General features: G+C 59.9%; 21 protein-coding genes. 8 read left to right on the top strand and 13 right to left on the bottom strand.

The features are described 5' to 3' along the window. Window positions 1–3: 3 nt before the first annotated feature. The 6 genes from J2T09_RS09880 to J2T09_RS09855 are packed head-to-tail and all read right to left on the bottom strand — an operon-like array spanning window position 4 to window position 6,352. Window positions 4–945: an ABC transporter permease gene (locus tag J2T09_RS09880; protein ID WP_306833769.1), complete on the bottom strand. Its 942-nt coding sequence runs from the start codon at window positions 943–945 to the stop codon at window positions 4–6. Continuing rightward, entirely contained in the window at window positions 945–1,919 is a 975-nt protein-coding gene (locus J2T09_RS09875; protein ID WP_306833767.1) for an ABC transporter permease, read from the bottom strand. The genes J2T09_RS09880 and J2T09_RS09875 overlap by 1 nt, the downstream gene beginning before the upstream one ends. Continuing rightward, entirely contained in the window at window positions 1,916–2,896 is a 981-nt protein-coding gene (locus J2T09_RS09870) for a nucleoside hydrolase (RefSeq protein ID WP_306833765.1), read from the bottom strand. The genes J2T09_RS09875 and J2T09_RS09870 overlap by 4 nt, the downstream gene beginning before the upstream one ends. Next, a complete protein-coding gene (locus tag J2T09_RS09865) occupies window positions 2,893–3,855 on the bottom strand; it encodes a nucleoside hydrolase (protein WP_306833763.1) in 963 nt (320 codons plus the stop codon). The genes J2T09_RS09870 and J2T09_RS09865 overlap by 4 nt, the downstream gene beginning before the upstream one ends. Window positions 3,856–3,892: 37 nt before the next feature. Beyond that, window positions 3,893–4,774, bottom strand: coding sequence for a dihydrodipicolinate synthase family protein (locus J2T09_RS09860; protein ID WP_306833761.1), 882 nt, complete (start codon window positions 4,772–4,774; stop codon window positions 3,893–3,895). Between the two features lie 27 nt (window positions 4,775–4,801). Continuing rightward, on the bottom strand, window positions 4,802–6,352 hold the full coding sequence (locus J2T09_RS09855) for an ABC transporter substrate-binding protein (RefSeq protein WP_306833759.1): 1,551 nt from the start codon (window positions 6,350–6,352) through the stop codon (window positions 4,802–4,804). A 132-nt stretch (window positions 6,353–6,484) separates the two neighbouring features. On the opposite strand from J2T09_RS09855, the gene J2T09_RS09850 reads away from it, so the two are divergent. Continuing rightward, window positions 6,485–7,378, top strand: a complete 894-nt coding sequence (locus tag J2T09_RS09850; RefSeq protein ID WP_306833757.1) for a LysR family transcriptional regulator — start codon at window positions 6,485–6,487, stop codon at window positions 7,376–7,378. A 10-nt stretch (window positions 7,379–7,388) separates the two neighbouring features. Here J2T09_RS09850 and J2T09_RS09845 read toward each other — a convergent pair whose 3' ends face one another. From J2T09_RS09845 to J2T09_RS09815, 7 genes are all read right to left on the bottom strand, one after another. Continuing rightward, window positions 7,389–8,426, bottom strand: coding sequence for a Gfo/Idh/MocA family protein (locus J2T09_RS09845; protein ID WP_306833755.1), 1,038 nt, complete (start codon window positions 8,424–8,426; stop codon window positions 7,389–7,391). 12 nt (window positions 8,427–8,438) lie between these two features. Then, window positions 8,439–9,266: a shikimate dehydrogenase family protein gene (locus tag J2T09_RS09840; protein WP_306833753.1), complete on the bottom strand. Its 828-nt coding sequence runs from the start codon at window positions 9,264–9,266 to the stop codon at window positions 8,439–8,441. Between the two features lie 46 nt (window positions 9,267–9,312). Continuing rightward, a complete protein-coding gene (locus tag J2T09_RS09835) occupies window positions 9,313–10,044 on the bottom strand; it encodes an amino acid ABC transporter ATP-binding protein (RefSeq protein ID WP_306833903.1) in 732 nt (243 codons plus the stop codon). Window positions 10,045–10,127: 83 nt separating this feature from the next. Then, window positions 10,128–10,769, bottom strand: a complete 642-nt coding sequence (locus tag J2T09_RS09830) for an amino acid ABC transporter permease (protein ID WP_306833751.1) — start codon at window positions 10,767–10,769, stop codon at window positions 10,128–10,130. 13 nt (window positions 10,770–10,782) lie between these two features. Beyond that, window positions 10,783–11,451, bottom strand: a complete 669-nt coding sequence (locus tag J2T09_RS09825) for an amino acid ABC transporter permease (protein WP_306833748.1) — start codon at window positions 11,449–11,451, stop codon at window positions 10,783–10,785. A gap of 21 nt (window positions 11,452–11,472) precedes the next feature. After that, complete coding sequence (gene aroQ / locus J2T09_RS09820; RefSeq protein WP_306833745.1) at window positions 11,473–11,916, bottom strand: type II 3-dehydroquinate dehydratase; 444 nt, start codon at window positions 11,914–11,916, stop codon at window positions 11,473–11,475. Window positions 11,917–12,023: 107 nt separating this feature from the next. Continuing rightward, window positions 12,024–12,854 carry a transporter substrate-binding domain-containing protein gene (locus J2T09_RS09815; protein WP_306833743.1) on the bottom strand — a complete coding sequence of 277 codons (831 nt, stop codon included), beginning with the start codon at window positions 12,852–12,854 and terminating at the stop codon, window positions 12,024–12,026. 188 nt (window positions 12,855–13,042) lie between these two features. Between J2T09_RS09815 and J2T09_RS09810 the strand changes: the two genes are divergently transcribed. The 7 genes from J2T09_RS09810 to J2T09_RS09780 all read left to right on the top strand — a co-directional run bounded on the left by J2T09_RS09810 (window position 13,043) and on the right by J2T09_RS09780 (window position 19,508). Next, on the top strand, window positions 13,043–14,935 hold the full coding sequence (locus J2T09_RS09810; protein ID WP_306833741.1) for a bifunctional sugar phosphate isomerase/epimerase/4-hydroxyphenylpyruvate dioxygenase family protein: 1,893 nt from the start codon (window positions 13,043–13,045) through the stop codon (window positions 14,933–14,935). Between the two features lie 102 nt (window positions 14,936–15,037). Continuing rightward, window positions 15,038–15,712 carry a GntR family transcriptional regulator gene (locus tag J2T09_RS09805; RefSeq protein ID WP_306833739.1) on the top strand — a complete coding sequence of 225 codons (675 nt, stop codon included), beginning with the start codon at window positions 15,038–15,040 and terminating at the stop codon, window positions 15,710–15,712. Next, window positions 15,705–16,421, top strand: coding sequence for a GntR family transcriptional regulator (locus tag J2T09_RS09800; RefSeq protein WP_306833737.1), 717 nt, complete (start codon window positions 15,705–15,707; stop codon window positions 16,419–16,421). The genes J2T09_RS09805 and J2T09_RS09800 overlap by 8 nt, the downstream gene beginning before the upstream one ends. A 106-nt stretch (window positions 16,422–16,527) precedes the next feature. Beyond that, window positions 16,528–17,166: a MarR family winged helix-turn-helix transcriptional regulator gene (locus J2T09_RS09795; RefSeq protein WP_306833735.1), complete on the top strand. Its 639-nt coding sequence runs from the start codon at window positions 16,528–16,530 to the stop codon at window positions 17,164–17,166. A gap of 39 nt (window positions 17,167–17,205) precedes the next feature. Further along, window positions 17,206–17,922, top strand: a complete 717-nt coding sequence (locus J2T09_RS09790; protein WP_306833733.1) for a hypothetical protein — start codon at window positions 17,206–17,208, stop codon at window positions 17,920–17,922. 218 nt (window positions 17,923–18,140) lie between these two features. Continuing rightward, a complete protein-coding gene (locus J2T09_RS09785) occupies window positions 18,141–18,716 on the top strand; it encodes a redoxin domain-containing protein (protein WP_306833731.1) in 576 nt (191 codons plus the stop codon). A gap of 69 nt (window positions 18,717–18,785) precedes the next feature. After that, on the top strand, window positions 18,786–19,508 hold the full coding sequence (locus tag J2T09_RS09780) for an MOSC domain-containing protein (protein ID WP_306833902.1): 723 nt from the start codon (window positions 18,786–18,788) through the stop codon (window positions 19,506–19,508). Window positions 19,509–19,535: the final 27 nt, after the last annotated feature.

Raw genomic sequence — 19,535 nt, 5'->3', positions numbered from 1 at the left:
ATCTTAGCCCTCACGACGCGGATTGAGGATGTCGCGCAGGCTGTCGCCGATCAAGTTGATCGCGACGATGAGCAACAGGAGGGCGATGCCCGGAAAGAAGCTGATCCAGTAATCGCCGGACAGCAGATATTCGAAACCGTTCGAAATCAGCAGCCCGAGCGACGGTTCGGTCACCGGCAGGCCGATACCGAGGAAGGAGAGCGTTGCTTCCAGCATGATCGCATAAGCGACACGCATGGTGGCAACGACGATCAGCGGCGGCAGGCAGTTCGGCAGGATATGGCGGAACAGGATGCTGCGATCCGGCAGCGCCATCGAACGGGCGGCATCGACATAGGCGCGCTTGCGCTCCACGAGCGCCGAACCACGGATCGTGCGGGCGTAATAGGCCCACTGCGTCACGACCAACGCCAGAATGATCTTGTCGACGCCCTGCCCAAGGATGGCCAGAAAGATCAGCGCGATCAGGATGGCCGGGAAGCTGAGCTGGATATCGACGATGCGCATCAGGATCGAATCCGTGCGGCCGCCGACATAAGCGCTGGTAAGACCGATCGAGGCGCCGATGACAAGCGCGATGGCCGCACTCGACAGGCCGACGAGGATACTGGTGCGCAGGCCGTAGAGAATGGCGCTGAACAGGTCGCGGCCCTGCGTATCGGTGCCGAGCAGATAGGTCATTCCCGACATGCTTTCCGAACCCGGCTGCAGACGGCCGTCCATGATATCCAGCTGTGCAAGGTCATACGGGTTCTGGGGCGCGAGCAGCGGTGCGAACACGGCGGCGAGAATGAAGATCGTCACCAGCACGATGCCGAGCAGCGCCAGTTTGTCATGCAGCAGCGCGTGGATGACTTCGCGGGTCGGAGAGCGCGATGCGGATGTCGCGCCGCTGTTGGCCGCGGCATGAACCGAGGTGGTCGAGGATGAAGTGTTGTCGGTCATCACGAGTTCCCCTCAAGACGGACGCGAGGATCGACGATCGAATAGAGGATGTCGACCAGGAGATTGATGACGCTGAACATCACGACGGTGATCATCAGATAGGCGAGAATGACGGGGCGATCGAGAACGCCGATGGCGTCGATGATCAGCTTGCCCATGCCCGGCCATGCAAAGATGGTTTCGGTGACGACGGCAAAGGCGATCAGCGAACCGAGTTCGAGGCCGATGACGGTGATGAGCGGGATCAGCGTGTTCTTGAGCACATGCACGGTGACGATACGGCGTTCCGGCAGGCCCTTGGCGCGGGCGAAACGCACGAAATCGAGCTGCATGGTTTCCATCACGCCGGCGCGGGTGAGGCGAATGACCAGCGAGATCTTGAACAGCGCCAGATTGAAGGCCGGCAGCAGAAGATGCGAAAGACCATCGAGCGTGAACATGGAGAGCGGCACACCGAGCACGTTGACGGTATCGCCACGGCCCGAAGACGGCAGCCAGCCGAGATAGACGCTGAAATACATGATCATCACCAGCCCGATCCAGAATGTCGGCAGGCTGAAGCCCAAGATCGAGAAGGTCATGATCGACTTGGAAATAAAACCCTTCGGCTTCAGGCCGGCATAAACGCCAAGCGGAATGCCGATGACAAGCGCCATGGCGAGGGCCACGAAAGCCAGTTCCAGCGTTGCCGGCATGCGGTTCAGGATCAGTGTCAAGGCCGGCTGATTGAACACGAAGGAATTGCCGAGATCGCCGGACAGCGCATTGGTCAGAAAGATCCAGTACTGTTCCCAGACGGACTTATCGAGACCGAAGGACTGGATGACCTGAATACGCTCGGCGGGAGTCGCGGTCGGGCTCAACAGCACATCGACCGGGTTGCCGACCAGAAACAGGCCGGCAAAAACCAGAACCGACATGACGAGAAGGGTGAGCACGGTCTGTAACGACCGGCTTAAGAGATATCCGCTCATGCGTGTGAGCCTCCAATGGTTCGACTGCCAAGCGCCTCGCCGCCATGGCGGGCAATGCGCTCGATCAGCAATGCGATGAACCCGGCCTCGTCGACATCGGTGACGACGGTGGCATTGGCTGGCCGGTCCATCTTCTTGTAGAAATCGGCATAGGTATAACCCATCGTCAGGCCGGTGACCTGAACGCCGACAAAAGCCTCGCGGCTGGTGAACAGTTCGGGGCGGATGAGCCAGGCGATCGTCGTCGCATCATGGATCGGCCCGCCCGGACGACCAAAGCGCTTTTCATCGCTGCGGTCGAAGGTGGAAAAAAGATTGTAGAGTGCTGCACCCGCCTCGCCACCGGCGCGGAATTTTTCAAAGTGCTCGGCGGTAAACAGCGCCTGAAATGTCATGTCGAGCGGCATCAGCACGATCGGCACGCCGGACTGGAAAACGATCTCGGCCGCATGCGGATCGGCATAAATGTTGAATTCCGCCCAGGGCGTGCGGTGACCAAGCGCCGTAAACGCGCCGCCCATGGCGACAATCTGGCGGATACCGCGCGCCACATCAGGATGCTGGATCAGCGCCAGCGCCACATTCGTCATCGGGCCGATGGCGCAGATGGTGATCTGTTCACCCACGGCTGCGGCAGCCCGCGCCGAACGTGTGATGAACTGAACCGCGTTTTCGTCCGACGGCACGATGTCACCGGCCTTGACCAGTTTTTCGTCAAATGAGCCGATACGGGCATATTTGCCATAAACCTGCTCGCGCACCAGCGGGCCGCTGGCGCCGGCATGAACCGGCACGTCGCGACGACCGCTCAAACCGACGAGCTTGCAGGCATTGGTGACCGTATCGGCCAGCGAGACGTTGCCGGCAACGATCGACAGGCCGAGCACCTCGATTTCCGGCGAGGCGAGCGCCATCAGGATGGCAGCGGCATCGTCCACGCCCGGATCCGCATCGATGATGACCTTGTGCATGCTCATGCGACGGCCTTTTCATCGGCATAACGCGACAGGCGTTCGAGGAAGAAGGCGATCACGCCGTCCGCATCGACCTTGGTGACGATATCGGCATTCGGCTCCAGTCCGCTCTTGCCGTACCAGTCGGCAATCGTCTGGCCCATGCAGAGTTCGCTTTCGTATTCCACGAAAACGCGGGCCTTCTGTGTCTCGAACAGATGCGGGGCAAGAATATAGGCCATGACCAGCGGATCATGCAGCGGGCCGCCGCGCGAGCCGTAACGGCGCACATCGTTGCGGTCCCAGAAGGCCATGAGTTCGGCGAGCGTCTCGGAAATGCGGCCGCTGACACGCGAAAATTCGGCGACATGCTCCGGCTTCAACATCACCTGATGGGTGGCGTCGAGCGCCAGCGCCACGATCGGGATACCGCTCGAAAACACCACATGCGCGGCATGCGGATCGGCCAGAACGTTGAATTCGGAGGTCATCGTGCGATTGCCCGGCTCGCGATAGGCACCGCCCATCATGACGATGCGCTCGATGCCGTCAGCCAGTTGCGGCTTCATGCGCAGGGCGACGGCAACGTTGGTGAGCGGACCAAGGCAGCACAGCGTGATGCGCTCGCCGGTCTCGGCCGCCTTGCCGAGCGCTTCGACCAAAAAATCGACAGCGGTCATGTCTTCCGCCTTTTTCACCGGATCCGGCAGCGTCGTATTGCCAAGCCCGGTCTTGCCATGGAACTGGCCGTGGATCGGCTCGCGCAGCATCGGCCGGAAGCAGCCGGCATAAACGGGGATATCGGTGCGCTGGCCAAGTTCGCAGACCTGCAAGGCGTTGCGCACGGTGCGCTCCAGCGGCTGGTTGCCGCAAACAGGCGTGATGCCAAGGATGTTCAGTTCCGGCGATACGAATGCAGTCAGGAGCGCAATCGTGTCATCGATACCGGGATCACAATCTACGATGATCGAAATCGGCTTCATAAAATAACGCCTTCAATGTCTGGGGTATAAGAAAGCTTCAGAGCGCGCCGACATCACGCAGTACGCCGGCAATTTCCATCCGCGCCGCATCAGACAGCGGCATTTGCGGATGCATGGGCGCACCTACGGCAAAACCCTGCAGGTCGAGCGCCGTCTTGATGCAGGCGGCGATCGAATACTTTGCGAAGATTTCGTTGACCTTCCACATCGGCCGCTGCAGGTCCATCGCACGCGCCCAGTCACCGGCCTTGGCCGCCTCGTAAAGCGCGATGCTCTGTTTGGGCACGATGCAGGCAGGCCCCGCCATCCAGCCGACGCCGCCGATCATCATCACGCAGACCGGAATATGCGCGGAGGCGGCAAACACTTCCATGCGGCCACGGGTGCGCTCGATGATGGAAAGAAGACGGCCGGTATTGGTGGACGCATCCTTGATGTAACGAATGTTGTCGATATGGCTCAGCCGCTCGATGACCGGCAGTGACAGGTCGGAGCGCTGGAACTGCGGATTGGTGTAGAGCACCACCGGCCGACCCTTGGCCGCCTTGGCGATCGCCGTGAAATAGGCTTCCACACCCTCGTCGCTCACCGGAAAATAGGCTTCGAGAATGGCCAGAATGCCGTCCGCTCCCGCTTCGACCATGTATTCCGTCTGGGCGACGGCATCGGCGGTCGAGGTCGACGCCACGCCGGCGACAACGGGAACCCGGCCACGATTGGCCGAAATCACCGTGTCGACGACGCGACGTCTCTGGTCTTGGGAGAGATAGGCAAATTCACCGGTGCTGCCGAGCGGTGCGAGACCATGCACGCCCGCATGGATCAGATGATCCACCAGGTCCGTCAGCACACCTTGCATCACCTGGCCGGACGGATCGATCGGCGAGACGAGATAGGGAAATACACCGCTGAAGGACATGGCGGATCGCTCCTGTTTATCCGGGTATCAGTTCGGCTTCACGTAGTAGGGAAGCGTGTAACCATCCGAGCGACCGGCATAGTTGATGTCGCTCTTCACCGCCCAGGTATTGGCAAGATAGAAGACCGGGATGACGCCGAGATCGCCCATGGCGATTTCCGTCGCCTTCTTCAAAAGCTCCTCGCGCTTGGCATCGTCGAGCGTTGCGCGGGCTTCGTTCAGCGCCTTGTCGAATTCCGGGTTGGAATAACGACCGCGATTGCCCTGACCGGCCTTTTCGCCGTAGCTCTCGAGGATCGGCCCGAGAACGCCAGACGCTTCACCGGTTTCGACCGCCGCACCGCCCATGATGAACGAGAATTCGAGGTTAGAGGCGCGGGTGAAATAAACGCTGCCCGGCAGGGTGGCGACTTCGGTCTTCACACCGATACGGCTGAAGAACTGGCCGATGGCCTGCGCCACCTTGCTGTCGTTGGGATAACGGTCGTTCGACGCATGGAAGGTCAGCGCAAAACCATCCGGATAACCGGCCTTGGCCAGCAGTTCCTTGGCCTTGTTCGGATCGTAGGCATCGACCTTGATGGCCGGATCATAACCGAAATAGCCTTCCGGCACGACCTGACCGGCCGGCACGCCCTGACCGTCCATGATGCGATCGACCAGCGCTTCGCGGTTGATCGACAGCGACAGGGCGCGACGAACATCGGCGTTCAGCAGCGGGTTCTTGCCATCGGGCCCCTTGGCGAACGGCGACTGCTCGCGGTTCTGGTCCATGTGCAGATACATGATGCGGTTGCCGGCAATGTTGACGACCTTCATCTTGTCCGAAGCTTCCAGACGGCGCGTATCGGCGGTCGGGATGTTCTCGATCATGTCGACATCGCCGGACAGCATGGCGGCAACGCGGGCGCTCGGGTTCTTGAAGACGCGGAACGTGACCTTGTCCCACTGCGCCTTTTCGCCCCAATAGGCATCATTCCTGGCGACAACGACATTATCGTCCGGCGACCAGGACACGAACTTGAACGGGCCGGTGCCGATGACACCCTTGCCGGTGTTCATGTCGCCGGTCGTGACCTTTTCCATCTCGGCCGGCAGGATTGCGATGCGGCTCAAGTTGTTAAGGAGAAGCGGCGTCGGGCCGGATGTCTTGATGCGCACCGTCAGCGCATCGACGGCCGTTACTTCGGTGATCGCCTTGACGTAAGCGGCAAACGAGCTTGGGCTGTTGGTCGATGCGAGCGGAATGCGCTTGATGCTGGCGACAACGTCTTCAGCGGTAAAGTCGCTACCGTCGTGGAATTTCACGCCTTCGCGCAGCTTGAATTCCCAGGTCGTGTCATCGACGATCTGCCAGGAAACAGCCAGAGCCGGCTGGATCTGCTGCTTGTCATCCTGATTGACGAGGCCATCGAAAATGTTGCGCGCCATCGCGCTGTTCGGGCCAACGACATAGAATTGCGGGTCCATGGACGTCGTCGAAGCGGACAGACCAACGGTCAGATCCCGAGCCTGGCTTGCGAGCGGCATGGCGAAAACAGACGCTGCCAATGCGGCTGCGAACACAGAAAACTTCATATTTGGGACTCCTCCGGGTTGTCCATCACCGCACTCTCCCTGCGGGTAAACATCAATTAACGTTTTACCTGCCAAAAGAAAAATTGCATTTTGTACTTAAGTCATGCCGGAATGTTATGGGAGGAGTAACGGGTGAGACTGAAACCGAGACAGGTCGAAGCCTTTCGCGCCGTGATGATGGCCGGTGGCATTACTGCTGCCGCCGAAGCCATGAATGTCACCCAGCCGGCCGTCAGCCGCCTGATCCGCGATCTTGAAGAGATCGTGCGGATGACGCTGTTCGAGCGGGTGGGCGCCCGACTGGTGCCGACGGCGGAAGCCACGCAGTTCTATCGCGAAGTGGAACGGCTCTATCTCGGCCTCGACCAGATCGCACAGGCCGCCGACGATATCCGCCTGCACAAGAACACGGTTCTGCGCATCGCCAGCGTCACCTCTCTGGTGCGCCCCTATCTCCACAAGGCGATCATCGACGTGATCGGCGACCGGGTGGATATTCCCCTTGTCATCGATGTCGAAAACAGCCGTTACATCTGGGATATGGTCGACCAGAACCGTTACGATCTCGGTCTTGTCTTCGGTTCACCGCGGATGGCCGACAAGAATGCCGTTCTGCTTCACAGTTCGAATGCCGTTGCCGCTATGACATCGGATCACCGGCTTGCCTCCCGTGACATCGTCACGCCGGCCGACCTCATCGATGAACGCGTGCTCATTCCTGGGCGCAATTCGCCGCTGCGGCTGGCGCTTGATCGCGCCTTTTCGATCGAGGAGCATCAACCGGTCAGTTCGATGGAAACGTCGATGCTGAACTGCTGTTATTTTGCGGCAGCGGGCATGGGCGTCGGCCTCGTCGACCAGACCAGCCTGCGTTCCGCCGGCGCCAAGGTGGTGGCGATACCATTCGAGCCCAAGATCGAAGTATCCTATTACGCGATCCGTCCCGTCGGCGGCCAGAGAATAGGCGTGATTGATGATCTGATCGCCCGCCTGCAGGCCATGATGGCACAGCCATTCGAAACATGAACGGGCAAGTTCAGACCTTCATCAATCGCCGCTCCCGGCATGATCCAATGATCGCAAAAATGGTCTCAAGCGTCGTCATGGCATCGCGCGCAGAGACAAGCGGCTGAGCACGACCGGCAATCACGTCGAGGAAATGGGCGAGCTGGTTGTCATAGGCACGGCTGCCGTCCAGCGTCACATGGCGCCGGACAAGCGGCTCCTGCCAATGGCCACCCTCGGGCTCGTGCCGCCAGATATCCATCGAGGGAATGGCCAGGGCGGCTTTGGTGCCGGAGAGAAAATAGGCGTTTTCCGGCTGGTGCGGAAAATAGAGGGCCTGGCCGGCAGCCGTATCCCAATTATAGGGCGAGACCGCCGTATCGCTCATCAGCAATGTCCCGAGCGCACCGGATTTGAAACGAAGGCTGACGCTGGCGGTATCCTCGACCTCGAACCCGCGCACGGCGTTCGAGGCAAAGGCCATGACCTCCTCCACATCGCCGCAGATGAAGCGGAGGCAATCGATGTCATGGATGAGGTTGATCAGCAGCGGCCCGCCACCGGCCTGCCGCCGCCACGCCATCTCGAAATAGGCGTCCGGCTTGTCCGCTATCCACATCCCGTTGACCGCGACCAGACGGCCAAGTGCGCCTTCCGCCACCATTTGGCGGGCCTTGGCGATATCCGGGCTGTAGCGCCGCTGGTGCCCGACCAGCACCGGCACGCCGCTGCGTTCCGAAGCCTCAACGATGCGCGCCGCGGCTTCAAGCGTATCGGCGATCGGTTTTTCGAGAAGGCAGGGAATGCCACGCTCGGTGCAGGCAATGGCCGCTTGCGCATGAAGGGCATTCGGCAAGGCGATGATGGCGCCATCCGGCCGTTCCTCATCCAGCATCCGGCGATAATCGGCATGGTGCCGCGCACCGAACGCCTCGGCCACGACTGCCGCCGCGTCACTTGGATCGGCGATCGCGATCAGCGCCGCTTCGGGATGTCTGTCGAGCAATGCGGCATGTTCCCGCCCGATCAGCCCCGCGCCCAGCAACACGATCCTCTTTCGTGAAGACATGGCTTGTCCCTCTCAAAGACGCGCGATCGAGCGAAGCTCGGCGGCGGTGGTGGTCGGCAGGCCGAAAAACTCGAGATAGGCGGGTATCTGCTCGAACAGCATGTCCGTGCCGACCTGACAATCGCAGCCGCGCGCACGCGCCGCCGCCAGAAACGGCGTGATCTCCTGGCTCAACACCACCTCCCCCACAAAGGCAGAGGCTGAAATCCGCGACACATCGAACGGCAGCGGATCGCCTTCCTTCATGCCAAGCGGCGTCGCATTGATGACGATGTCGTATCCGTCGGGGTCGGTCACTCCAGTGGTCACGCGCAGGTCGGGATAGTGGTTTCTCAATCGCCCGGCCAGCCCCTCCATCATCGATAGAGACGTATCGCCGAGCGCCAGTTCCGCCAGTCCGGCCTTTGCCAGCGACGCCGCGATGGCCGAGCCGACGCCCCCCGAGCCGACGATGATCGCACGTCGCCCTTCTACGGATCTCCCACGCCGCAACATGCCGCGCACGAAACCTTCGCCATCGAACATGTCGCCGACCAGACGACCATCCGGCAGCAGGCGCACGGCATTGCAGGCGCCGGCCACCTGCGCGTTCGTCGACACCTCGTCCAGCAGCGCCATGGTGGTGATCTTGTGCGGCATGGTGATCAGGGCGCCGTGAATATTGGACAGGCGAAACACCAGTTTCAGAAAGGACGCATAATCTTCCGGCCGGCAGCCCATCGGCACGACCACGGCGTCGATGCCGTTCTTTTCGAAATACGGATTGTAGATCAGCGGCGCCTTGAACGTGTGCGTTGGAAAACCGAGATGCGCGATGAGTTTCGTGTTGCCGTTGATCATCGCTTTTACCTTCCGCCAGCGGCGTGTGAACGGGCGACGGACGACATCAGTGCCGTCCCAGAATTTCACCCAGAAACTTGCGCGTGCGCTCGTGCTGCGGATTGGAGAAAAACTCGGCAGGCGGCGCCTCTTCCACGATGGCGCCGCTGGCCATGAAGATGACCCGGTCGGCCACCTGCCGCGCAAAGCCCATTTCATGGGTGACGCAGATCATCGTCATCCCCTCCTCCGCCAGCGCGATCATCGTATCCAGCACTTCCTTGACCATTTCCGGATCGAGTGCCGATGTCGGTTCATCGAACAGCATCACCTTCGGCCGCATGCAAAGCGCGCGCGCGATGGCGACACGCTGCTGCTGGCCGCCGGAAAGCTGGGCCGGATATTTTTCCGCCTGTTCGGAAATTTTCACACGCTCCAGAAGCTGCCGCGCACGTTCTTCGGCATCAGCCTTGCCGAGACCCAGAGCCTTGACCGGAGCCAGCATGCAGTTCTGCAACACCGTCAGATGCGGGAAGAGATTGAACTGCTGGAACACCATGCCGACCTCGCGGCGAACGGCATCGATCGTCTTGGACTGGTGACCGAGCAGCATGCCACCCACCCGGATTTCACCCTCCTGATAGGCTTCCAGATGATTGATGCAGCGGATCAGTGTCGATTTTCCGCTGCCGGAAGGCCCGCAAAGCACGATCTTTTCACCCTGCGCGACGGTGATATCGACATTATGAAGCGCCTGGAATGCGCCATACCATTTGCCGACCCCGGTCATGGTGATCATCGCGTCAGAGGCATCCGCCTGGATTGCAGCTTGGGTCATTGGGAATGCTCCGAATGTTTCGAATGGTGGCCGATGGTCGATGATCAGCGAGTGGATGCGGCAAACTTGCGCTCCAGATGCGCGCCGTAGATGGTCAGCGGGCAGCACATCAGGAAATAGAGGATGCCGACGATGCCGAAGACCGTGATGGGCTGAAAGATCTGGTTGGAGATGATGTTGCCGGCGCGGGTAAGCTCGGTGAAACCGACGATGGACGCCAGCGACGTGCCCTTGATGAGCTGCACGAGGAAACCGATCGTTGCCGGCAGCGAGATGCGGATCGCCTGCGGCAGCACGACATCCTTCATCCGCGAGAAGTATCGAAGCGCCAGCGCCTTTGCCGCCTCGGTCTGCCCCTTCGGCACCGCCTCGATCGAACCACGCCAGATCTCGCCGAGATAGGCGCTGGCATGCAGGGTGAGGCCGACCGACACCGCCGCCCAGGCATCCATGCGGATACCGATCAGCGCCAGACCGTAATAGACCACGAAAAGCTGCATGAGCAGCGGCGTGCCCTGAAACACGGCGATATAACCGGCGGTGATCCGCTCCAGAAGCGTAATGCCCGAGGTGCGCGCCAGCGCCACGATCAGCCCGGCAATACAGCCGCAGATAAAGGCGACCACGGAGAGCGCCACCGTCCACTTGAGACCGATCAGGAGAAAGACAAATTCATCGCGACCCATCGTGCCGTTCTCCTCACTTGACCGGATAGCTGAAATAGCGGGCAGAGAAGAACGCGAAGATACGCATCATCACCCAGGAAATGACGAGGTAGAAGACCGTCACGGTGAAGTAGACTTCAAAGCTGCGGAAACTGTCGGATTCGATCCGCTGCGATACCGAGGTCAGCTCATAGGCCGAGATCGCAGACGCGATACTGGTCGACAGTGTCAGGAGAACGAACTGGCTGGTCAGCGACGGATAGATCGCCCGCAGCGCCGGCTTGAGGATGATCAGGCGAAACACCTGCGCCTTGTGCAGACCAAGCGCCAGACCGGCTTCCATCTGCCCCTTGGAGATGGACTGGACACCGCCACGGATGATCTCGATCGCATAGGCGCCGCCATTGATGCCGAGCGCAATGATGGCGGTCGGCGTCGGATCCAGCCGGATACCCGCCAGCGGAAGTGCGAAATAGATGAAGAAGATCTGCACGAGAAACGGCGTGTTGCGGATGATCTCGACAAAACCGATGACCAGCCAGCGCAGCGCCTTGATCGGCGACTGGCGCAACACGACGCCGCCGATGCCGATCACGGTTGCCAGAAGCATGCCGCAAATGGCCAGGAAGAATGTGCCGAGACATGCCGAGAGCAGGCTCGGCAGGCCATCGATGACAGGCGTGAAATCCAAAGTGTAGTTCATGGTGTTTCCTGCAGATGTGCCTCAGGACGGCCTGACCATTCCCGCCATCGCCTCGATGGCAAGCTCGTAGCCCCTTGCGCCGAAACCGATCATGATGCCGGTCGCGGTGCGCGAGATCAGGGAATTGTGGTAGATGCTTTCACGGGCATGCACGTTGGAGATATGCAGTTCGATCTTCGGGCGGTCGAACATCTTGAGCGCATCCAGAAGCGCAATCGAGGTGAACGTGTAACCGGCCGGATTGATGATGATACCGCAGGCCTCGCTGCGCGCCTGGTGCACGGATTCCACCAGCTCGCCTTCGAAATTGGTCTGCCGGAACTCGACCTCAAACCCCACCGCCTCGGCTTTCGCATGGCACGCATCGCGAATGTCCACCAGACTGGTCGTGCCATAGATTTCAGGCTCCCGCTCACCCAGAAGGTTGAGATTGGGCCCGTTCAGAACATAGATCGTCTTGGACATGGAAATCGGCTCCAGCGGCGCCGGCGCCGTGGCACATTGCCCGGCACCGGCACTGGCCGGCGTTTTCAGAAACGCCGACTCGTAAGCTCAAACGGACCGCAATACGGTCAGTTCGCGGTGAACGAAATACCCTCGAGGCTTTTGGGGAATTCCGGCACGGGCACCTTCATCCACTTGTCGTAGATCTTCTTCAGCTCACCATTCGCCTTGATCTTGTCGATGAACGCATTCACCGCGACGTTGATTTCCTTTTCGCCAAGACGGGTGCAGGCGCCGTTGTAGAGCTTCTGGAATTCGAGCTTGTTCTCGAACTTGCCGGGCACGGCCTTTTCGACACGATCGAGATAGAAGATATTGCCGCCGAGCGCATCGGTCTGGCCGGAGGCGAGCGCCTGAACGCTGGCAGCGTCACCGTCATAACGGCGAATCGTTGCGCTGGAGGGGGCATTTTTCGTGACCTGCGTGTCCTGCGCCGCGCCCTTGGCGACACTGATCGTCAGGCCGGCCATGTCCTCGTTCGTCTTGATCACCTTGTCCTTCGGGCCGATCAGCACGATGGCATTGGCGTTATACGGCTGGCTGAACTGCACGGCCTTGGCGCGATCCGGTAGCATGGCCATGGTCGCGAAGAGAATGTCGACGCGACCAGAGGTCAGCGCCGGAATGCGGTTATTGACTTCGAGCGGCACGAATTCCACCTCGACGCCCAGTTCCTTGGCGAACAAAGCGCCCATTTCGGCATCAAAACCGTCCTGCTTGCCGGCGCTGGTGACAAAACCCCAAGGCGGGTTGTCGCCCTGAATGCCGACCACGAGTTTTCCGCGGGCCTTGATTTCATCCGGCGTGATGGCCGCAGCCGGCTGCGACAGCGAGGCCGCGGCAGCGAACGCAAGTGCGCCCAGCAGCGCCTGACGGCGCTTCAATGCGATTTTGAACATGGTGCTCCTCCCTTTGATGGCCAGTCAGGCCTGCCAGCTCCTCCTGCTGACAAGTGTCAAACTTGCCACGAGACAGATTGCATTTCAACATAGTTTTTTCAAAATATATGATGTTTCTGATTTACACGGAAATTGACCTATCTATGATATGAAAACAAGGCTCGGGAGGAGCCACAGAAGGAGAGCCAATGAAAACGTCCATCGCGACCGTTTCGATCAGCGGCGAATTTCCGGAAAAACTCGCAGCCATCGCGGCCGCCGGTTTTGACGGCGTCGAGATTTTCGAAAATGATTTTCTGGCCTTTGACGGCAGTCCGGCAGATGTCGGCCGCATGGTGCGCGATCACGGGCTGGAGATCACCCTGTTCCAGCCATTTCGCGATTTCGAGGGCATGCCGGAACCCTTGCGCAGCCGCACATTCGACCGCGCGGAACGCAAGTTCGATATCATGCAACAATTGGGCACCGACCTCGTTCTGGTCTGCTCCAACGTGTCTCCTGCTTCTCTTGGCGGCATAGATAGGGCAGCCGCGGATTTTCATGAACTGGGCGAGCGCGCAGCCAAACGTGGCCTCAAAGTGGGATATGAGGCATTGGCCTGGGGCCGGCATATCAACGATCACCGCGATGCCTGGGAGATCGTGCGCCGCGCCGATCATGCCAATATCGGCATCATCCTCGACAGTTTTCACACCTTGTCGCGCAAGATCGATATCAACTCGATCCGCTCGATCCCCAAGGACAAGATCTTCATCGTGCAACTGGCCGATGCGCCGCTGATCGACATGGATCTGCTCTACTGGTCACGGCATTTCCGCAACATGCCGGGCGAAGGCGATCTGCCGGTCACCGAGTTCACATCGGCCATCGCCGCCACCGGTTATGATGGCTATCTCTCGCTGGAAATCTTCAACGACCAGTTCCGGGGAGGCTCGCCAAAGGCGATTGCCGCGGATGGCCATCGATCGCTGATCTATCTCGGCGATCAGGTGCGCCGCTCACCGGAAGCGGCAACCCTGTCCGTGCCGGACATGCCGCAACAGGCAGCGGTCAAGGGTGTGGGATTCGTGGAGTTTTCAGCCGATGAAAAGGACGCAGAAGATCTCACCACCATTTTGAAAACGCTGGGTTTCCGGCAGACAGCAAGACATCGCAGCAAAAAGGTCTCGCTGTTCGAACAGGGAGAAATCCGGCTGCTGGTCAATACCGACGAGCAGGGATTTGCCAATGCATCCTTCGCGGTGCACGGCACGACGGCTTATGCCGTGGCGCTCGTGGTGGATGACGCCCAGAAGGCGTTTGCGCGTGCCATTGCCCTTGGCGCTGCCCCCTTCGAACAAGTGGTGGCGGAGGGCGAAGTGCGGATACCCGCCATTCGCGGCGTCGGCGGCGGATTGGTTTATCTCATCGACGACAAGGGCGATCTCGGCCGTTTTGCCGACATCGATTTCATCCCCGTCACAAATCATGGCGACGCCCTTGAAACCACGCATCTCCTGCATGTCGATCATATCGCCCAGACAGTCGCTTATGATGAAATGCTCACCTGGCTTCTGTTCTACACATCCATATTCGAAGCCCGCAAAACCCCAATGGTTGATATCATCGATCCTGCCGGTGTGGTGCGCAGTCAGGTGGTGGAAAATGCCGAAGGCAGCCTGCGCATCACCCTGAACGGCGCGGAAAACCGCCGAACGCTGGCGGGTCATTTCATCGCGGAAAAGTTCGGCTCGGGCATCCAGCATCTGGCTTTCCACACTGACGACATCTTTGCGACTGCCGCCGCATTGCGGGCCAACGGCTTCAAACCCCTGCCGATCTCGCCCAACTATTATGGCGATGTGGAAGCACGTTTCGGCCTCGATCCGGACCTGACCGAGAGGCTGAAGGCGGACAACATCCTCTACGACCGCGACGATCACGGCGAATATTTCCAGCTTTACAGCACGACATTCGGCGAGGGCTTTTTCTTCGAGATCGTCCAGCGCAGCGGTTATCGCGGTTACGGCGCAGCCAACGCCATCTTCCGCATTGCCGCATTAAAGAAGGCGCTTCGCCCGGAAGGCGTCCCGCGCGCGTAAAAGCTCGGTTTTCGAAAGATGTGCAGGGAAATGACAATATCGTTTGAGCAGACCGCATTTGAACGATTATATGAGGATCAAGGAAATGCCCGAGATCCGCGAATGCCCATGGACATCAGCAACCAGACTGTCGCCGAAAGCACCTACAAACGCATTCGTGCCGACATAATCTTCGCGCGCCTGCCGCCGGGCCGCAAACTGAAACTCGACAAGCTCAAGGATGACTACGCCACAAGCGTCAGCACCTTGAGAGAAATCCTCAACCGGCTGTCCTCGGAAGGTCTCGTGACGGCCGAGGGGCAGCGCGGCTTCGAAGTGGCGGCGATTTCGGAAGCCGATCTTCGCGAAACCGCGGAACTGCGCCTGCTGCTGGAAACCCATGCGCTGGCGCAATCCTTCGAAAACGGCGATGTCGAATGGGAGGCCCGTCTGGTATCCGCTCATTACAAGCTGGCGCGCATGGAACAGGTGATGGCGACTGGCGATACCAGTAGGGCGGAAGACTGGAAACGCTATGACTGGGAATTCCATCAGGCACTGATCTCGGCCTGCGGCTCCAAACTGCTGATGGACACCCATTCCGTCGTTTTCGACAAATACCTGCGCTATCAGATGGTCGCGCTCTCCTATCGTGGCGACGTTGCGTCCGATGAACACCAGCAGCTTCTCGATGCAGCGATGAAACGGGACCAGGAAACAGCGCGAAAGCTGCTCGTCCAGCATATTCAAGGCGGGGTCGAACATGCCCTGGCCAGAAAGCCGCTGAACGATGGCTAAGAAAACAGTAAAACCGGATCTCCTTGCGGCACCGCCGGAAAACGAGGCCGGACAGTCCGTCAGCGAATCCGTCTTTCACAAGCTGCGCGAGGACATCATCCTCGGTATTTTGCCGCCAGGCAGCAAGATCAAGCTCGAACAGGCAAGGCAGCGCTACTCGGTCAGCGTGTCGTCGCTCAGGGAAATCCTCTATCGGCTGACGGCGGAAAATCTGGTCATTGCCGAAGGTCAGCGTGGTTTCGAGGTGAGCCCCGTTTCACGACAGGAATTGATGGAACTCGCCGACCTGCGCATCGTGCTCGAATGCCATGCGATCGACCTGTCCTTTGCCGCCGGCGATCTCGAATGGGAAGGCCGCATCGTCGCCGCGCACCATAAGCTGGCCGCCATTGAAAGGCGGCTTCTGGCCGGCGATACCGCCCGGACAATCGACTGGGTGCGAGCCGACTGGGAGTTTCACCAGGCCATCGTATCGGCCTGCAATTCTGCGACACTGATGCAGAGCCTCTCCTCCGTCTTCGATCGTTTCCTGCGCTACCACATGCTCGCCGAAAGTTTTCGTGGCCGGGCTGTCGTCGATGATCACAAGATGCTGTTCGACATCGCTCTTCGGAAGGATGCCGGCGCGGCGAAAGACATCGTCGAGCAGCATGTAAAAAGCGGTGCACAACATATCCTGCAGCGTCAGGGCTTTCTTTCCGCCAAATGATCATACGGGCTGCTTAAGCCTGCCCTCTCCCGACCAAAAGCAATCAATCGTATAGGCACCCCTTGCATAAATAGGAGTCCTATATATATTTATCACCATGGAAACGATGAAAGAGCCAGGTTCAGTCAACCACCGCATCCGGGAAGGGCTTTCCCGGATCGCCACCGTCATGCGCAACGAGGACTGGAACCGCGCCAAGGCATCCGGCCTCAACCCGACGCAATTGTCGATCCTCGAATTGCTCGAAGGCCGTGGCGATGGGCTGACCGTCAAGGAGATCGCCGCCAATCTCGGCGTCTCGCAGCCGACAGCAACGGATTCCATTGCCGCGCTCGAGCGCAAGGAACTCGTGACCAAAAACAGCGACGGCGCCGACAGGCGCGCCGTCAAGGTGGTGATGACGCCAAAGGGCCGCTCGATCCTGGCCGCAAAGACCGGTTCCAGTGTCGGGGCGGCGCAGGATGCGGTTGGCGCGCTGGCCAACGCAGAACAGGAGGAATTGCTGGTCAGTCTCGTGAAGATGATCCGGCACCTCCAGGAACGCGACGCGATACCGATCCAGCGCATGTGCGTCAGCTGTCGGTATTTCACGCCTTATGCCCATTCCGATGCGGTCAGGCCGCATCATTGTCAGTTCGTAGACGCGGCTTTCGGCCAGCGGGACCTCCGCATCGATTGTCGTGAACATGAAACCGCCGATCCGACGCTCCGGGCTGCCACCTGGAACCTTTTCGAAAAGGGATAGGCGAAACCCTCCAGGCAAGGAAAGAAAAGGAGATTGTCCATGTTGGGGAAATTTGTAGCCGGCGCGCTTGTTGCCGGGGTGGCATCGCTATGGCTTTCATCGGCCCATGCACATTCCATCAAGGCGGAACCAAACGATGCGGTGCAGGCATCGTTCGATATCATCGAAACGACGATAACGACCAAGGGCAAGACTGCGGTCTTCTCGACCCGCGTGCGCGGCGAGGCCGGCAAGGACAAGCCCGATGCAACCGGCAAGTTCGAAGGATCGAGCGTCTATGCCTATGTCTGGCCGACCAGCCTCGATAGTGGTGCGATCGGATTTGAGAAAAGCCAAGGCATTGTCGCACTTGCCGTCACCTTCCATCCAGATTTCGACGATGCGGCGAATGGCGGCAAGAACCGTCATGTCTGGCATCCGCACTGGGTCGTGCTGGCCAAGGACGAAGCCTGTGGTGCCGGTTTGAAAGTTGTCGACATTCCGAAAGGCGCAAAGCCGAAAGTGCCGGCGACATGGCCCGGCGTACCGCTGCTGATCGACAGCCCGGACTATCCGACGGACTTCAAGGGAGATCGTGTCGATGTGGAAATCCCGCTATCGCTGATCGGCGGTCTTGTCGGCGCGTCCTATGACGGCGTCACCGCCGGTCTCAAGATCAACGGCAATCTGCATGCGCCGCTTCTGTGCGTCAGCGACGTCTTCAAGGTCGCATCCGGCAATCTCAGCCTGCCCGGCAAGGTCATGCCCGCAAAGTAATGCCCACCAAATAATAAAGCGTCGGTTCGGAGACTGCCATCACCGAACCGACAATCCCTCCCCTCCAGGCATTGAAAGGAAAGAACATGTTCAGGATTACCCTCATCGAACCATCAAACGCAACAGGCGCGATGCCCACACGCGCCTCTGCGTAACACCGAACCTGACGGGCGGAGCGCCTGTTGGTGCGGCTCGCCCTTTTCAAAAGGAACATGACGATGGATATTTCGAGACAGTCTCCGGCTCCGGCTCCGGAGCTTGCGATCAGCCAATGGTTCAACACGGCAGCCCCCTTGACGCTTGCCGGATTGCGCGGCCGCCCGGTGCTGCTGCACAGTTTCCAGCTTCTCTGCCCCGGCTGCGTGGCGCAATCGATCCCTCAGGTGCAGAAGATCGAACGCGTCTTTGCCGATACCGATCTGCAGATCATCGGCCTCCACACCGTTTTCGAGCACCATGCCGCAATGACCCCGGTGACGCTGGAAGCGTTTCTGCACGAATACCGCATCACCCATCCGGTCGGCGTCGATCTGGCGGATGAACACTCTGAAACGCCGATCACCATGCAGCGTTTCAGATTGCGCGGCACGCCCTCGTCGATTCTGATTGGCAGAGACGGCACCATTCGCCATCATGTCTTCGGTGTCGAAGATGACATTGTCGTCGGCGCGCGCATTGCCATGGCACTGGCCGAAAAGCCGTCTGTGACATTGTCATCCCCGGCTGAAGGCGAAAGCGACGATTGCCTGGCCGGTCGCTGCGAAATGCCCGAAACTTCAACCGGTGCGGCCTGATCTTGTGACGAAAGAAACGCAAACCATCCTGACGAGCGAAACGCTCGCAAACCGTGAGGCCCGCCCGTGATCCCATGCCCGTTGAAGGATCTGCTGGTGGGCAAGGTTGCACCGCTTGGCGCGCGCGGCGCCCCAAGCGGCATTGCAAAATCACCCGTCCAATCCGTCCTCTCCCTGACCGAACTCGGTTTTTCCGGAGACGAGCAGGGCGACCGCGTGCGGCATGGCGGCCCTGAAAAAGCCGTGCACCATTATCCTTTCGATCATTATGCGATGTGGGCGAAGGAGATAGGCCACCACGCCATGCTGAAACAGCCCGGCGCATTCGGCGAAAACCTTTCGACAGAAGGCATGACCGAGGAAACGGTCGCGATCGGCGATGTTTTCCGGCTGGGAAGCGCGACCATCGAGATCAGCCAGGGGCGGCAACCCTGCTGGAAGCTGAACGAACGTTTCGGCCGGTCCGACATGGCGAAATCCGTGCAAACGAGCGGCCGAACGGGCTGGTATTACCGCGTGATCATCGCTGGAGAGGTCGCCCCCGGCGACAGGTTGACCCTGATTGACCGGCCATTTCCTGACTGGACAGTCGCGCGGGTGTGGCGGGTTTTCTACATCGACACGCTCAATCGGCGTGAGCTGGAAGCGCTTGCCGAACTGCCGGCACTCGCCGAGGGCTGGCGAACCCATGCCGCCCGCAGGCTGCAGACGAACCGCGTGGAAGGCTGGACGAAGCGGCTGACGGGAGCGGATGCCCCACGTGATGTAACGAATGACGGCGACAAGGTGTGACGTACGTCACCTTGTCGCCAACACGGT

Origin of the sequence: Neorhizobium huautlense (assembly GCF_030811685.1) — a bacterium.
Lineage (GTDB): Bacteria > Pseudomonadota > Alphaproteobacteria > Rhizobiales > Rhizobiaceae > Neorhizobium > Neorhizobium huautlense_A.
This window is presented reverse-complemented; position numbering and strand designations above follow the sequence as displayed.